The sequence below is a fragment of the Prevotella sp. AM34-19LB genome (genome assembly GCF_003468525.1).
GTDB lineage: Bacteria > Bacteroidota > Bacteroidia > Bacteroidales > Bacteroidaceae > Prevotella.
Genome location: NZ_QSIG01000021.1, coordinates 1 through 17,226 on the forward strand (window position 1 = coordinate 1; position 17,226 = coordinate 17,226).

7 protein-coding genes and 3 pseudogenes are annotated in these 17,226 nt (G+C 50.2%); 2 read left to right on the forward strand and 8 right to left on the reverse strand.

Annotated features, from left to right (window positions below; genetic code table 11):
* Positions 1-532: 532 nt before the first annotated feature.
* Positions 533-676, reverse strand: coding sequence for a hypothetical protein (locus DW830_RS15830; RefSeq protein WP_158573461.1), 144 nt, complete (start codon positions 674-676; stop codon positions 533-535).
* 217 nt (positions 677-893) lie between these two features.
* Positions 894-2,468, reverse strand: coding sequence for an ATP-binding protein (locus tag DW830_RS08040; protein ID WP_119249511.1), 1,575 nt, complete (start codon positions 2,466-2,468; stop codon positions 894-896).
* 538 nt (positions 2,469-3,006) lie between these two features.
* Between DW830_RS08040 and DW830_RS08045 the strand changes: the two genes are divergently transcribed.
* On the forward strand, positions 3,007-3,606 hold the full coding sequence (locus DW830_RS08045) for a DNA-binding protein (RefSeq protein WP_119249512.1): 600 nt from the start codon (positions 3,007-3,009) through the stop codon (positions 3,604-3,606).
* Positions 3,607-3,639: 33 nt separating this feature from the next.
* Complete coding sequence (locus tag DW830_RS15835) at positions 3,640-3,732, forward strand: smalltalk protein (RefSeq protein WP_158573462.1); 93 nt, start codon at positions 3,640-3,642, stop codon at positions 3,730-3,732.
* Between the two features lie 51 nt (positions 3,733-3,783).
* Here DW830_RS15835 and DW830_RS08050 read toward each other — a convergent pair whose 3' ends face one another.
* From DW830_RS08050 to DW830_RS08075, 6 genes and pseudogenes are all read right to left on the reverse strand, one after another.
* Positions 3,784-6,411: a glycoside hydrolase family 2 TIM barrel-domain containing protein gene (locus DW830_RS08050; RefSeq protein ID WP_119249513.1), complete on the reverse strand. Its 2,628-nt coding sequence runs from the start codon at positions 6,409-6,411 to the stop codon at positions 3,784-3,786.
* Between the two features lies 1 nt (position 6,412).
* A pseudogene (locus DW830_RS08055) lies at positions 6,413-9,365 on the reverse strand (TIM-barrel domain-containing protein).
* Between the two features lie 181 nt (positions 9,366-9,546).
* The gene (locus tag DW830_RS08060) at positions 9,547-13,137 is read right to left on the reverse strand and encodes an ATP-binding protein (RefSeq protein WP_119249514.1); all 3,591 of its coding nucleotides are present in this window, start codon (positions 13,135-13,137) and stop codon (positions 9,547-9,549) included.
* A complete protein-coding gene (locus tag DW830_RS08065; protein ID WP_119249515.1) occupies positions 13,119-13,700 on the reverse strand; it encodes a two-component regulator propeller domain-containing protein in 582 nt (193 codons plus the stop codon). The genes DW830_RS08060 and DW830_RS08065 overlap by 19 nt, the downstream gene beginning before the upstream one ends.
* A 148-nt stretch (positions 13,701-13,848) precedes the next feature.
* A pseudogene (locus DW830_RS08070) lies at positions 13,849-14,486 on the reverse strand (DNA-binding response regulator).
* 114 nt (positions 14,487-14,600) lie between these two features.
* Positions 14,601-17,152: pseudogene (locus tag DW830_RS08075) on the reverse strand (DUF5686 family protein).
* Positions 17,153-17,226 lie beyond the last annotated feature (74 nt).

A 17,226-nucleotide genomic window follows, 5' to 3' on the forward strand; every position in this document is an offset into this window, starting at 1 on the left:
ATCTCTCAAAGGTGTACCTGCTTTGATTGCTTCTCTTGGATAATGACCTGTAGGGATCAATACCATCGAAAAACACGCTCTATTAGTGTTCATATCGGCCATTTTAAGCCCTTATGACGAATTGTTTAACATAAACTAAAATTTTAAGATGAAAAAAGATATGCCTTAGAGGGGCTTAGGTGGAGTCGTGATAGCGGTTCTGCCCTCTATGATACACCCCCAAACGGCCGTTCTCGGACGGGCTGGGGGGGGTAATTTGTCTGATATTCATATAGTTACGTCGCTTTTTAGTTCTACATTCTATCAATTTACTCCCCCAAAGGTACAATAATATTTTGAAACTCGCAAGAGTTTTTCGATAAAAGTTTGGAAAATGTTTTTAGCAGTACGCTGGCAAGCTTGATTCTTATCCCCAGCTTAAGGTGAAAGTTTAGTAAAATGGGATGCAATATAAATTTCCCCCAAGTTGGGGGACTTTTATATTTATCTGATATTGAGCAGCATATAACTACCATCTAATACTCCTCTTTCATCAGAACAAAAATTCAAAGTCACACTTCTCTATATGGCGCAACTTCTCCAGTTGCTCAGCTTTATGAGCCTTCAGTTTCTTCAACCATTCTGCCATCTTGGGAGAAGAGCTCTTGATTACTATCGTTTCATTTACATATACCATAAGCCTATAGATTAAAATTCGAATATTTTTAAAACTTTTGCCCTTTCAGGGCGTTAGTTTATATTCCGTTAATACCCAGGGCGCTGCCCTGGGCTAGGAGCTTCTGCCCTTTCAGGGCGTGTGGGGCACAGTGAAGGAGCTTCAGGGCGTGTGGGGCACAGTGAATGAAGCTTCAGGGCGTGTCTGCACGGTGAATGAAAATTCTGCTTTTGTGATATTATACTTCCTTCCAATCAACCAGTCCCTTTCCCATATCATCCAGCTCTATGGCAAGGGCGATTACTTTTCTCTTATCCGCCTTGAAAGGTTCGGCATACTGCTTGGCTTTCATCTGCTCTTCGGCAGCATCCACGCCACCGTTGTTGCTCAGCTTCAGCTCCAATACATAGATGAAGTTGGTTACTTCTACCACCATATCAATCCTGCCCGTAGCTATCATCTTCTCTACTTCCACCCGGCAACCGATGGCATTGAAGATGGTGCTCATAATCAGGCGGTAGCGCTCCTCCATATCCATACTGGCAAGCTTCTTGTTGCTGTAGGGCACATCTGCAATGAGCGCCTTCAGGCATTTCATGGCTTCGGGAAGATTGCCCAAGCTGAGGTGAACATTCAGAAATGCCTGGGTTGACTGGAGGTCATTGTTCTTACGCATGGCCAATGTTGGCAACACGATTTCATTCAAGGCTTGCCTTACCTCGAAGTTAGGAATGCCAAGAAGATAAGTTCCGCTTACGTAACCCTTAATCGTGAGATAGCCCGACTGATAAAGAAACAGCTCTGCTCCGCCGCCCGTCACGTCAGAAGTCTCTATGATTGTGTCCAACAGGGCACTATGGTCAAAATCCTTCAAACGAATCTCCAGGTCATCCACAAACTTTGGAAGCAAAGAGGTTGCCCCAGATGAAGCCCAATAATTCCTCAGTTTGGAATCAGCAAGGGCATTGATAAGGCTGAAAGGATTAAAGATATCCACCATATTTTCATGGCTGAAATGATAGCCATCGTAATAAGCTGTCAATTGCGCTACGGCTTCATCGAACGTCCATCCTTTCCTTGATGCCAACTTATTGATTTCCGGCTTGAAATCACGTAGCACCTCTTCTTTCGTAATACCACAGATGGCTGCATATTCCGGCTCAAAGCTGATGTTGCTCAGATTATTGAGTACAGAGAAAAGCGAGATTTGCGTGAACTTGGTGATGCCGGTGATGAAGACAAACTTCTCGTATTTGTCATCTGCCTTGAGAATGGCAAAAACCTCTCGATAGATAGCGGTACATGCTTCGTGCTGAGGAGTGTTCCAGGAATGCTGCAATGGAGAGTCGTATTCGTCGATGAGGATGGCAACCTGCAGTCCGGTTTGCTCATACGCCCCCACGATTATTGCATTGAAGCGGTCGGCAAGCTGGGCAGTTGGCTTAGGAGTAATACCATATTCCTCCTCTAATCTGTCGAAAGTTATGTCAAGATAAGAGCGCAGTGTGTCCGGCTCTGCGCCGGCACGGCTCATATCCAGTCTGATGACAGGGCGCTTCACCCATTCCGTCTCCATCTGCATGATCTTCAAGCCCTCGAAGAGTTCTTTCTTACCCATGAAATAGGATTCGAGCGTATCGACAAGGACGGATTTACCGAAGCGGCGTGGGCGGCTCAGGTAATTATACTTTTTCCCCCTGTTGGCAAGTTGCCAGATGATATCTGTCTTGTCAACATAAAGGTATCCATCCTTTCTGATTTCCTCAAAAGACTGGATGCCTACTGGCAATCTTCTATCGTTTGTCTCTACCATAATTCCTAATCTGTCTTTAAATCAACTTTTCCGCAAAGTTACGACTTTATTTTCATACCTGCAAGAGTTTTCTGATAAAAGTTGAGAAAATGTGATGATTCCCTGCACTTCTCAGGAAAGTATCAAGAGGCAGAGGAGGGGGTTACAGTGGTTACGGTTACAGAAGTTACAGTTTTCATGGAGGGGGTAAAGTGCTTTCGGGGACTTACGGATTGTAAGTAGTATATATATAGATTATAAATATATAATTAATATATATTTATAATCTCTTTCTAAAGACGGAAGAAGGTAAAGGGGATTCGGAAAACTGTAACTTCTGTAACCGTAACCGCTTCTACCGAAAAACATAGGGAAACTCTCGGCTACTCATAGTTTTCTCATAGCTAACTGATAGACTTGTTTTTATTAACGGAAAACGGCGCAAATGTTAACGGCGTTTAACAGAACTCTGCGGGGTGATTTTTGGCGGTATCGGATATTTGCAGTACCTTTGCATCATCAAAAAATAATTATTAACCCTTTAAAAAACTGATTGACTATGGGACAAGGAACTAGTAAGTATCGTAAGATTATGCGTACCCCTCAGACAGATGAGAACGCTGGTAAGAAGCTCTGGTATGCTACTGCCGTGAGCGACCGTGAGGTGAGTTTCGAGAACTTCGTGACTCATATCTCTGAACACAACTCTCCATACAGCCGAGGCACCATCCACGGTGTGCTGATGGATACCCTCGACTGCCTGAAGCATCTGATTCTGGACGGCAAGAGCGTGCGTTTCTCCGACCTCGGACTGTTCTCCATCGGTATGACCTCACGTGGCGAGGTGAGCAAGGAGAAGGTGACGGCGGCTAGCGTGCTGGGCGTGCATCTGATTGTGAGAAACACGAAGACCTGGAGCAATGCCGAGCTGAAGAAGCTCACCAAGATCGTGGCATACGATGACTATACCACCGGAGCTGATGACGGCGGCGGAACTGAGAACACGCCGGGCGGTGGTGGTACCAGTCAGGGCGCTGGCGGGGAGACCAACAAGGATAACGGCGGAACATCGCAGGGCGGCGGTGGCACTAGCCAGGGCGGCGGTACTAGTCAGGGCACCGGCGGAACCGATAGCGGCGACGACAACGTAAGTTTGTAAATCACTAATCATTAATCACTAAAAAAACTGCCTATGAAGAAAGAAACCTGGAAAACTGTATTTCAGATAGTAATATCTATCTTGACTGCTATTGCTGCCTCTCTGGGCGTGACGAGCTGTATGTAACTTAAATGAGCATGCCAAAGTCGAAATGACTTTGGCATGCTTTTTTTGTTTTTATAATTGAAGGGTAGCTTGTTGTAAGTCTATGGATTCGGCACGGAGCGTGCCGTGACCTCGCAAGACGATGATGCACTTGCCGAAGAATGCCTTCCTCTTTGGATCGGTAAAACGCTCCAGGGAGGTTTGATTGCCGTTATCTGTGCCCAGAATCTCGGCGGTAGAAGAGAAATAGATCTCGTTCTCGGCATTCGGACAGAGATTGCCATCCTTATCTACTACATTTACTTCTACGAAGGTTGTAGGGGATGATGGGGATTGCAAATCCCCAGGGAGAGAGGTCGAACCTTTTCTGACTGCGGATTGCAAATCCGCAGGAACGCCTGACGGGGTCGGAGTGCACGATTGCAAATCCGCAGGAACGCCTGACGGGGTTTGGGCTGCGGACGCAAGGGTGTTCTGATAGGTCTTCTTCAAGACGAGATGATGAGGAGGACCGGCTGTCTTGATGGTCTGGGATGAAATCTCCCTGCCCTGCTTTCTCGCTACGACCTTTACTTCGCCCGGCTCGAAAGTTACTCGCCACATCACGTGGTACTCGGTACTGCGATCAAAGTCGCCAGCATTGGCATCGGTTTCAGCAGAAACAGCATTGGCTGCGGCACCATTTCCCTCTCCATGCACCTTCTTCTTCCGGATGCCCTGGCTCTTGCCATTGATGAACAGCTCTACTTCATCTGCCTGGTTGTAATAGCACCACATATCTATCTGCTGACCCGGAAGCCAGTTCCAGTGAGGGAAGAGATGAAGAACAGGCTTCTTCGTCCACTCACTCTGATACATATAATAGCTGTCCTTAGGAAGACCAGCCAGGTCGATGATGCCAAAATAACTGCTGCGTGCCGGATAAGCATACGGAGTCGGTTCGCCGATATAGTCGAAACCTGTCCAGATAAACTGACCGCCCACAAAGTCATTGTGCTTCACCACATCCCAGGTCTCCTCGTGCGTACTGCTCCAGGAGGCATGCATATTGTCATACGCCGAACACTTGAAGGATGGATCGGTATATGGCAGCCACCACTCCACCGGAGCCGTATAGATGCTGTCGCTCGGCATCCGGTAATAACCGCGCGTCTGTAGTGCCGAAACACTCTCGGAGAAGATGAACGGCTTGTCAGGGAAGTTCCTTGGAACATCCTTCGCCCACTGATGATGATAATTGAATCCAATGACATCGATGGCACCGCTCTTGAAGAGATGATTCTTCGGATCAGGCTCGTTGCATCCGGCAGTAACCGGACGGGCGCCCCACGGATCATACTTCTTCACGATATCTGCCAGATGACGGGTGAGAAGAGAATTCACGCTCAGCTCATCGCTATGTGCCAGGGTAGAGGCATCATGACCCGCATTCAGGATGAGATTCGCCTGCTCCAGACTCAAGGTATCGGCAGCGGCATCCGACCACTGTTCGAGCACCTCGTTGCCGATGCTCCACATGATGATGCAAGGATGATTCCTGTCGCGCTTCACCAGATCAGAGAGATCACGCTGGTGCCATTCATCGAAGAAACGGGCATAATCGCCATTCGACTTCTTGCGGCGCCACATGTCAAAGCTCTCATCCATCACCATGATTCCCATGGAATCACACATATTCAGGAGTTCGGGAGCCGGAGGATTATGACTGCTCCGGATGGCATTCACACCCATATCCCTGAGGATGGTGAGCTTGCGATGAAGCGCATCCTCGTTGAGGGCGGCACCGAGACATCCGAAATCGTGATGCTCGCACACGCCATTGATCTTCATATTCTCGCCATTGAGAAAGAAACCTTTCCGGGCATCAAACCTCACTTCACGGAAGGCGGTCTGCGTAGTGGCGGTATCCACCACCTTGCCATTCACCACCAGTTCGCTCTTCACAGTATAGAGATAGCCCTTGCCGATAGACCAGAGATGAGGTTTCCTTACCTTGAGCTGCTGGCTCTGGGTGCCCTGGCTCCTTGCCACCACCTTGCCAGCCGCATCGTAGATGGTATTGCGGATGGAGAGCTTCATCCTGCTGCCACTGGCATGGAAATCCACCTTCACCCTGACATCACCCTTCGGCGTGGTAGCCACATACTGCCCCCACTGCGGGATGTATGCCTTCTTCAGGGTCTTGGTAAACCAGACGTGGCGGTAGATGCCACAGCCCGAATACCAGCGGCTGTTGGGCTGGTCGCTGTTATCCACCTTCACGGCAATGACGTTATCACCCTTCTTATATATATAAGGTGTAAGATCGTACTCGAAGGTACTGTAGCCGTAGGGACGGGTGCCGAGCTTGTGACCGTTGATATAGACGGTGGAGTTCATATACACGCCATCGAAGGTGATGGTGAAGCGGTCATACTTCTCGTCTGGCGAAAGAGAGAAGTGCTTGCGATACCATCCGATGCCGCCCGGAAGAGCACCACCGCTGGCTCCCGAAGGATTCGATGGAGAGAAATCGCCCTCTATCGCCCAGTCGTGAGGGAGATTCAGGCGGCGCCAATGCCCGTCGGAATACTCCGATTTCTGCATACCGGCACTATCAGTCAAAACGAAAAGCCAGTCTTTATCAAAAGACTGGCGATCGCGGGCGCTCAAAGACTGAGCGCCCAATAGTAGAATTGCTAAAGCAAATATCTTCTTCATATTATTTCAATTTTACAGTCATTGCCTGACCTGCATACTTCACTACCTTGCCCTTAGGCGACTTGGCGAGATTCACGCCCTGCTGCTTCTTCTGATCTACCAGGATGATGTTGAAGCGGCGCTTCTGGAGCATGCCGTCAAAACTACCCTTGCGGGCACCGATGGTAACCTGCTTCTGGGCATCATCATACTTGAAATCGATTACAGCATACTTACCCTTCTCGTAGTTATAGTTCGTACCCTCATCCTCGTACAAGGTATAAGAGCCATCCTTGCCGGCATAGACATAGAGGTCGATCAACTCCGGTTTCTTCTCATCACTCCACTGCATCTCAGGACCTATCGGAAGGATGGCGCCTTCTGGAATGAAGACTGGAATCTTATCGTATGGCGCATCAGCCACGATGGTCTGACCGCCTGCATGATATGCTCCGGTATAGAAATCATACCAGCCTTCTGCTTAGGCAGATAGACTTCGCGTGAATACTTCTGATACTCGCCTACCGGACAAGCCATCAGGCAGAACCGAACATCCACTGGTCCTTGATATCCAACACCTTCTCATCGCCATTGAAATCCATCACCAGTCCGCGCATCATGGTGTAATCCTTGAGATGCACCATACCCGCCATACTGTAGAGGTAAGGCATCAGGCGATAGCGGAGCTTGTCGTAAGCTACGATGGTCTTGTAGGCAGGATGATCGGCTGGAGCGATGTTCCACACCTCACGCAATGGCCACTGACCGTGGGCACGATAGAGCGGAACGAAACAGCCAAACTGGTTCCAGCGAGCCTGCAACTCACGCCACTCCTTCAAATCGGCATTCTCCTTACCGGTCTTGTCAAACTCCTGCTGGGCAGCCACATAGCGGTTTTCTACACAGAAACCACCCTGGTCCATTCCCCAGAAAGGAAGACCTGCCATGGAATAGTTCAGTCCGGCAGTCATCTGCGCACGCATATCTTCCCAGCGGGTTGCGATGTCGCCCGACCAGGTAGCCGTGCTGTAACGCTGTTCGCCAGCAAAGCCCGAACGGGTGAGGAGGAAGACACGCTGGTTAGGGTTCACGCTGCGCTGACCATTGTAGATGGCGTCGGCATTCACGATGCTGTAGGCATTGAAATACTCGGTAGCCGTACCCAGGGCGGTAGGACCGGAGAGCGCCTTGCGGTACCACATCGGCGTGCAGTCACGCACATTCGGCTCAGAAGCATCCATCCACCAGGCATCGATACCGAACTTATACTTGGTATAGAGATTCTCATCCATCTGTCGCCAGAACATCTTTCTGGCTCCGGCATCGTAGGCATCATAGAAGGAGCCGCGGAAACCGAGCCAGTCGTGGATATCATCCTTGATAGCCTGGTGATACATCCAGCCCTTGGCATCCAGTTCCTTGTAATTCTTCACGGTATCATAGAACTTCGGCCAAACCGAAATCATGAATCTTCCATGCAGGGCATGCACACTGTCGAGCATCGCCTGAGGGTTCGGATAGCGTGCCGCCTCAAACTCGTGGCTTCCCCATGAATCCAGCTTCCAGTAGTTCCAGTCCTGTACGATGTTATCCACCGGAATCTTCAGGTCGCGGAACTTCTTCATGTTCTCCTCGATATCCTTGCTGCTCTGATAGCGCTCGCGGCTCTGCCAGAAACCGAGCACCCACTTAGGATATACCGGTGCCTTGCCGGTAAGGGTGCGATAGCCCGAGATTACTTCGTCCATATTCTTTCCGGCGATGAAGTAGTAATCCATATCCGGCGACATCTCGCTCCAGATGCTCAGCTGGTTCTTCTCAGCCTCAGAACGTGGGGCAGCCACACGGAGTCCGCAGTAGGAAACATCGCCATCCGGCTGCCATTCGATGCGGATAGGGGTCTTCTTGCCCTTCGGAATGGCTGTCTCAAACTTATAGGAATTCGGATTCCAGGCGGTACGCCAGCGCTCAGGCACCACCAGCTTGCCGTCGATATAGATCTTCATATAGCCGGCATAGTAGAGGATAAACTGATAGAAGCTGTTGGTAGGCGCCTCTACATATCCCTCGTAAACCACCTTGGAGCCATTCAGCGCAAAGCCCTTAGGCAGGTTCTGTATGCCGCCCTTATCAGTCTTGTTGCAGATTTCTGAAGTCTCAGGCATGGCATATTCAAAGTAGATGCTGTCCTCGCCACGAACAATCTTCTGTCCGTTCTTAGCCACGTAGGTACCGGTGAGCTGTCCTTCCTTACCGTCCTTGTCGTAGAGCTTGAAGGCACGGTTCAGCTGGAGATAATCGTCCGGATTACCCCAGCGGCTGTAGGAATAGGAATCCCAGAGGATGCCGTAGTTCTTGTTAGAGATGACGAAAGGCACGCTCACCTTGGTGTTATACTGGAAGAGGTCTTCGTTCTTGCCCTTCATGTTGAGCTCTTCGCTCTGGTGCTGACCGAGACCATAGAAGGCTTCATTGTCTGGCGAATCGAAGAGGGCACGCCATGACCATCCGTGCTTCTGTGCCTCAGGTACCTTGGCGATATCCACACCGATTTCACGGGCGGGCACGGTGAAAGGCTTGAAGGTCTTTCCTCCCTGTGCCACCTCTTTCAACAGTACCTGATCCTTGAGATCGTAGAAGGTAATCTGTCCGGTAGCCTCGTTCAGCACGGCACGCATGGCAGCGGTGGTGATGATGAGGTCATCGCCCTGCTCCTCCACCTTGTAATTTGCCTTGCCCTTCTGAGGCACGATGATAAGACTCTGCTTGTTGCGGAAGCTCTGCTCGGCAGTAGCCTGCACACGGATGATGCGGTCGCTGACCACCTGGAGGCGGATTTGCGACGGACCATAGTTCTGATGCTGTTTCAACTGTACGGTAAGGTAATTACCTTTCTGTACGAAGCCAGCAGCCTGGGCACCTGTGGCGCTCAAGAACAATACTGCTGATACGAATAACGATTTAGTCAGTTTCATACTTGATATTATTTAGTTTTATTTATTGATTCTTGTTTATTCTTGCTGCGGTTATTAAATTCTGCTGCAAAAATACATTTTTTTATTGGTAATCAAGTTCTGATATGTAAACAAAGAGGGTATAAAATGTTTCCTATTTCATTTTATACCCTCTTGTTATCAAAAAAACAGGATTTAACTCCTAGACAGGTTCCCCGTTCATCTGTTTCCGGTACTGCGAAGGAGTTACGCCATAGGCATCCTGGAAGTACTTGGAGAAATAGCGTGGATTGTTGAATCCCACCTTATAGGCAATCTCACTGACGTTCAGATCTCCCTGATGCATCAGTTCCTCGGCATATCTGATACGCATGGAGCGGAGATATTCTGAAGGCGTGATGCCCTTGATCGAGATGAGTTTCTTATATAATTGTACGCGCGAGATGCCGAGATGTTCGCTGATAGACTCCACCGAGGTATCCGGATCGCACATGTTCTCCTGCAGATAGGTGTTGAGCTGGTCGAGGAAGCGCTGGTCGGAGGCATTCAATGCAAACCGTCCGTCGTCGTGCTGCTTCTCCTTCACCGGTTCATCCTTGCGCTGCGGCATAGCTCCCCCCGAACGCTTCACGAGATTCAGGAGATTGCGGAGCCGGAGGTTGAGCATATCGATATTGAACGGTTTGGTGATGTATTCATCAGCCCCGCTCGCCAGTCCCTCCTTGCGATGCTCATCGGCAAGACGGGCTGTGAGCATGACGAAAGGAATGGAAGCCGTCTCGTCATTCTCCTTCACCTGTCGGCAGAGTTCGTTGCCATCCATCACCGGCATCATCACATCACTGAGTATGATGTCAGGCCGCTGTTCAATGATCTTATCCAAGGCATCCTTGCCGTTCACCGCCTCTACTACCTGGTAATCGGAGAGGAGTTCGCGCATGAACTCACGGAAATCATCACTGTCATCTACCAGCAGCAAGACCGGTTTCTGCGATGCCAGTTGGCTATCCTTTGCCTGAGGTGCCTCATAGCCCATTCCATAGAGTGCATCATCATCTTCTGTAGCACTGGCATTCGCCGTCTTATCCTCTGGAATAGGCAGCTCTACCACAAACACGGAACCGCCGCCCGCATTGTCGCGCACCATGACATTACCCCCATGCAGGGCTGCAAACTTCTTGACGAGATTCAATCCGATGCCACTGCCGCCGGCTGGCTGCATCTCCGTACCGTTGATCTGATAGAAGCGGTCGAAGACCAGTTTTTTCTCTTCATCGCTGATGCCCTTGCCGGTATCGGCTACCGAGAAGCAGAGCCAGTCGTGGTCGCCGCCCTTCATCTCCTGTCGGGTCTTGGCAAACACCGAGACGGTAATCGTGCCGCCATCGGGAGTGAACTTATAGGCATTGCTCAGGAGATTATTCAGGATCTTTCCCACCTTGTCGGGGTCGATGTTCATCGTAAAGCGAGGCAGCTGCGACTCGAAGATGAGCGTCACCTTGTTGTTGGCAAGGATACGGAAGGATGAGCAGATATTGTCGATGAAGCTGACCATCTCGGTAGGAGCCAGATTGAGCTTCTCCTTGTTCTGGTCGAACTTGCGGAAGTCGAGAATCTGATTCACCAGGTTGAGCAGTCGGGTGGCGTTGCGGTGGATGAGTTCCAGCTTGCGGCGCTTGCCGTTATTCGCCTCCTCACGTATCATCGACTCCAGCGGAGAGAGGATGAGGGTGAGCGGGGTGCGGAGCTCATGGCTCACATTGGTGAAGAAATTCAGCTTCAGCTCGTTCAGCTCCTTCGTCTTCTTCATGTTATCTTCCATGCTTCTGCGCTCAAACTGCAGGCGCTGGCGCTCCATCATCCTGCGGCGATAGAGATAGAGAGCAGCCACGATAAGCAGGATATAGACGATAAATGCCCAAAGGGAGAGATAGAACGGAGGCGCCATATGGATCTGCAGTTCGCTGATTTCATCATTCACAGAGCCATCGCCATTCACCACCTTCACCTGCAGGGTATAGCTGCCAGAAGAAAGATTGGTGAAGGTAACCTCCGGACTACCCACCGGAGTGAGGAGCCACTTATCGCTTACTCCCTTCATGCGGTAGAGGAAGCGGCAGCGTGCAGGCACCGTCACCTCGCTTGCAGCCAACTGGATGGTGAAGGCATGATCCTTGTAGTTCAGGTAGATTTCACGGCTGGCATCCAGCGACTTCTCCATCACTACCCTGCCCTCGTACTCCTCGCCTGCCGTCAGGGCATGATCGAAGAGCACCAGTCCGCTGAAAAGCGCACGGATATGCGTCTTCCGGGTCTGTGCCACCCGTGGACTGATGATATTCACACCATCCAGACCACCTATGGCGATATCGCCACTATGCAGCAGACAGGCAGAGCGATAGTTGAACTGCCTCTCCTGCAACCCGTCGAGTGAATTGTAATTGGTCATCTTCAGGTTCCACCTTCCATCCTTGCCCTTCTCTACATTGACATGGGTAACCCCGTATTCGGAAACCAGCCAGATGTGGTGCTGCCTGTCTTCGATGACGGCACAACCCACGGCCCCCGGCGTGCCATTCAGTTCATTGATAGACTCCATCTGGTCGGAATGGGTATCATACATGGCAATGCCGGAAGGGGTGGCTACCCAGAGAAGTCCGCGACTGTCGAGCATGGCATAGTTGACGGACGGACTGATGAACGGCTGTCCGCCAAAGGAATGGTCCAGGTTCTGAATCTTGCCATTTCGGAAATCGAAGACCGACATATACTGGGAATGGCCCAACAGCGCCTGATGGGCATTCTGCATGAAGACGGAGCTGATATAATTGGAAGACAGCTTGGAGTTGCCGGTATGATAGGTAGCAAACTTCCCGGTGACAGGATCGAAGATCTGGAAACCTCCGCCCAGCGTACCTATCAGCAGGCGATGATCGGGTGTTTCGGCGAGACACCACACGCTGTTGCTGCAGAGTCCGCTGGTGCCGGCATGATAGGATTTCCACACACCATGGGCATAGCAGGCCAGTCCGCCATTATAGGTTCCGAAATAGAGAGAACCATCGTGCATGGTAGTACTGCTGACCACCACCTCGGAGCCCAGTCCCGTTTCAGAAGAATGGAAACGGGTGGTCTGTCCGGTGCCCAGATGATACGCCACGATGCCCGCATCATTGGTTCCGCACCACAGAACTCCGTTCCTGTCCTGCGTGATGGTACAGACATCTCCTATCGGAATGGTATAGAACTTGGTGGCTGCCGCCGAATAATAGCTCACGCCATTCTTATAGGATCCCACCCAGAGGGCATCCCTGTCATCTACATAGACACGCAGGAGCGAATTGTCGGAGATGGAAATACGGTTGTTCGGATCGTATAGAAACTGGCGGAAAATCTTCCTGCCGTAATCTACGAGGAACAGACCATTATGATCGGTGGCAAACCACACCCTGCCCTTGGAATCGAAGGCCACATCCTTGAGCAGCACCTTGCCCACCGACGGAGGCACCACGATGCCCACGGAAGCCAGGAAGCTGGCTCCGCTCATAAACCATTTCTTCTGAGCCTGACCATAGACATAGGTACCCACATTGGAAGCTACCCAGTAGTTGCCCTTGTTATCTACGAAGGTAAAAGGAAGCTGATCGGTAGAAAGATGATGGGAGGCGATGAAGCGATCCTTCCATACCACCTCCTGTGCATAGCCGTCGAGGCGGTAGATGCTGCCATCAACAAAGGTGACCAGCGCCTGTCCCCCATGCTCACGGATGCAGCTTACCTGGGTATCAGGCAAGCTGTTTCGGGACGTTTTCCGGGAAGCCTCGGGGAGGAAGGAAAAAGATAGGCAGTCTGATGCTGGGCATCTACGAAATAGATACCCTTGCCATACACGCTGATCCACATATTCTTTTTAGAATCTATGAAGACCTTCTGGGGAGCCCCCTCCACGCCTATCTTCTGGAGCAGACCCTCGGGCTTGCGTTCGAACTGCTCGGTATCATATCTGAAGACACAATAACCCACAGAGGTATGTATCCACAGATCGCCATGGATATCTTCCTGAATCTCATCTACCAGATTGTTGGGAATGGAATGGGGATTGTTGGCATCGCAGAAGAAGGTCTTCATGCGGAAGCCGTCGAAGCGGTTGAGTCCCGACTGGGTTCCCAACCATACATAGCCATGACTGTCTTTCAGTATGGCATTCACCTGTGTATTGCTCAATCCGTCACGATTGGTCAGGCGATTGAATTCCATCGAACCATACGTACCGAAGGCACTGGCAGAAGCGATGGAGAGCATCCAGCAGACGAGCATCAGGATGCATCTGAAAAGATTTCTTCTTATTAGTTTCATTGTATTTTTTCAGAACTTTCACGTATCTTGAGAATCATCGGCACCACCTCCTTGTAGATTTTCTCGACACCAAGCTTATCTGCAAGGTCCTTTAATGACGTTCTACGCTGTTTCATGTATAATCAGTTAGTTATGTGATGAATTTCTTCTAGATGTAATATTCCGCAGAATCTACCAGTCCGGCGCGAAGTGCATACTTTGTTGCTTCGTGCACGTTGTTCACACCGAGCTTTCTGAAGATATTCTTCCGGTGGGTATTCACGGTATGGAACTGGAGAAACGCTTCTCGGCGATTTCCTTGGTAGTCATACCCAGGGCGATATCCTTGAGAATCTCGGTTTCGGTCTTGGTGAGATTCACTTTTTCTTCTACTTCCTGCGGCGGAGTAAGGAGCACCTCCATCATTCGCTGGCAGACAAAACGCTTGCTATCTACGCAGAAGCGTATCGCCTCCTTGATTTCCATCAGCGGACTCTCCTTCAGGAGCACACTGAACATACTGCTGCTGGCGATGAGCACACGCACGAAATCGGCACTCAGGTCTTCGCTGAACAGCAGCCATCGGGTATAGGGAAAGCGCTGGTTGAGAATGAGCAGTTCGGCGGAATCATTGATATCGAAAAGCGTGTAATCGACTATCACCACCGTATCTTCGTTTTCCCGCAAGGCAAGCATCAGCTCTGTCTTGTCTTCCACATACTTGGTTTCCAATCCTTCCATTTTCTCTATCACGTATATCAGTCCGGCACGCGTGATATCCTGCTTATCTGCCAATAGAATCTTCATAAGCAAATCTCCTTCTTTTATGTTGATATATACTCTTTTATGACCAAACAATTATTATGAAGAATGTTAAGAAGCTAACTCCTTTAACTCCTTAACATTCTCATATTCTGCTTTCTAGAATGACATGAGGAATCCCATTCGGATGCCCCACTTATCTACATTGGCATGATTCAGGTAGTTGATACGGCGCACATAATCGATTCCGAAGAACTTGAAGATGTTGTGCACACCGGCTACCACCTCCCAATATGGCGTGTTGCCAAAGGTGTAGGAGTTGTTAGGGAACTTGAAGATCACGTCATCCGATGTATTCTTCACCGGATTGTTCTTGTCGGTGAGCTGTCCCCATACTCCCTTCACGGCTACATACTCGCGCCACTTCAGCTTCTTGATGAGCGGAATGCGGTTGAGAAGCTTGCCGTTCATATCCCAGGCTACCGACCAGAAGAGCTGGCGGTCGCTCAGGAACTCCCAGTCTTTCATCATACTGATGGTTGCCTCCTGCTCGAAGATGGAGAGGTTGACTGGTGGCTGGACGAGCATGGTGAATGGAACCTTGTTCCACTGCATCTTGCCCACGATGTTGAAGTCCACATATCCGAAGCTGCCCAGCCACTGGCGCTTGTAGATGCCCAGGGTGGTGAGGTTGCTCTGATACTGACCGCCCATGAATCCGTCCAGACCCATGGAATGGCGGAGGGTGAGCTCAGGACTGTCGAGATTGATAGGCAATCGCTGCTGCTTGGTGTTGACATAGGTAACACCCGGGTTGTAGTCGATGCCCACAGATGCCTCGGTGGTGCGTATCTTCTTTACTTCCTCGCCCGTGTTCACCTTGAAATAATGCAGGTTGCCCACGGTGCGGTTGCTCTGCCATCTCATTCCCGCATCGAAGCGGAGTCCCCAGTCGGTCTCATAGACGAAGCTGAACTTCTGTCGCTGGTAGAGATACATCTGGTCCTGCGTAGCGGCACGGATGGTCATGAAGAAGTTATCCTTGTTGTGCAGCAGGTTGTCATCGGATGGAGAGGTGATATCGTGACCAATCTCGAAGACGAACTTACGCATCGGGAACTCGAACGGACTGTTCTTTTTCTTGTTGAGCGAATAGGTGAAGAGATGACCGTAGTACCAGTTGTGGCTCTTCGTACCGTAGGCACCATATCCATCCCAGAAGAAATGAGGGTTGAGTGCCGCCATGGTACGGGCTGCCAGACGCAGGCGCACGCCATCCACGTAGTTGTTGGAGAGGAAGGTGTTGATAGGTCCGAGGTCGAAGAGGCTCTTTCTGCCATCCTTTCCTCCGCTTCCTATCTCTACATAGTTCTCCATGAGCGCCTTGACGCCGAAGATGATGTACTTGAATCCCTTGGAATTCTCCATACGGTGGATGAAACTGTCCATCGAAGACTCACTCTTGGTGAGATCCACCTGTCGGTACTTGTTCCAGTAAGCCTCATCACGGTTCATCGCATCCATATCATGCCTTACCTTCGCCTTGCCCTTGAAGAGCATCTTCGGCAGAGGATCGAAGGCGTAATCGGTGATTCGGGTATTTCGCACCACAAGCAGGTCCTGCAGCAGCTTGTTCATGTGCATCTCTGCTATCATATCATCCTTGGTGAGCACCCACTCGCCATTGTCGAGCTTGGTATATTCCTGCTCAATCTTCATATCCTTCACCCAGTTGACGGCTGAGTTGTGAGGCATGTAGAGATTACATTTCTTGACGTGCAGGGTACTGTCGGCAAGCACATAGAGCTCGCCTCGGAATCCGAAGTCCTGACTGTTGGCTGGGATAAACTGCAGATGATAGCAGAGGTCACGGTTCACATACACCGTATCTTCTATATAATAATGATAGAAGCTGATGGCTGTTCTGCCCAGCGGAGACGGGAACGGATACTGGAGCAGTCGCACGTAGTCATCGTAGATATCCACATCGGTAAAGACATCCTTGATGGCTGTATTCAGGATTTCTCCGGTCTGGATCACCTGTCCGATACCATTGCTCTGCTGACCCTTGATGATATCCTTTTCGCTCTTCGGGTCCTTGCGGTAAACGTGCTGCGAAACGGTCTCATCAATACTTACCGGCAGGGTGAGCTTGCCGTTGTAAGGCGAAAGCTCTACCTGGTCGAGGAGATACTGTCGCTTGCTGAAGAACTTGCCCTCCATCTGTTCCTTGGTGATATCATTGAGTGCGAGGGTGATCTTCTGATATTTATCATACTGATAATAATCATAGTTGCTGAGGTCGCTCTTCTTCTTGGCAGCGATGACACGTCGCATGAGTTCCACGGCAGGGTTATCCTTGCGCTTGTATCTTCCCTTCTTCGATTTCACCACGACTTCTCCCAGCTTGTGGGAATCGTCCTTGAGCTTGATTTCGAGGAAGCTGGTTTTCTCATCTACCTTGACCGTAGCGGTCTTGTAGCTCAGAGCGCTGACGGTAAGCATCAGTCCCGGCTTCTTTTCGATGGTAAACTTACCTTCTCCATCACTGGAAACGGCAATCTTGTGTCCCTTGTACTGCACGCTTGCATACGATACGGCAAAGCGTCATCGTCAATGACACGACCTGTTATCTTCTGCTGCGCCATCATCTGGAGTGTAGAAACCACCAGGAGGATGAGCACCAAATACAATTTTCTTATACCTTTCATTACCTTATTATATATATAGGGGCCTTGCGCCCATTATTAATTCTTTCAGGCTGCAAAGTTATAACATTATTCGT

Bases quoted from the DNA above. Each gene is read 5' to 3' on its own strand.
- DW830_RS15830 (WP_158573461.1), bottom strand. From the start codon at position 676: ATGGTATATGTAAATGAAACGATAGTAATCAAGAGCTCTTCTCCCAAG.
- DW830_RS08040 (WP_119249511.1), bottom strand. From the start codon at position 2,468: ATGGTAGAGACAAACGATAGAAGATTGCCAGTAGGCATCCAGTCTTTT.
- DW830_RS08045 (WP_119249512.1), top strand. From the start codon at position 3,007: ATGGGACAAGGAACTAGTAAGTATCGTAAGATTATGCGTACCCCTCAG.
- DW830_RS15835 (WP_158573462.1), top strand. From the start codon at position 3,640: ATGAAGAAAGAAACCTGGAAAACTGTATTTCAGATAGTAATATCTATC.
- DW830_RS08050 (WP_119249513.1), bottom strand. From the start codon at position 6,411: ATGAAGAAGATATTTGCTTTAGCAATTCTACTATTGGGCGCTCAGTCT.
- DW830_RS08065 (WP_119249515.1), bottom strand. From the start codon at position 13,700: ATGAAACTAATAAGAAGAAATCTTTTCAGATGCATCCTGATGCTCGTC.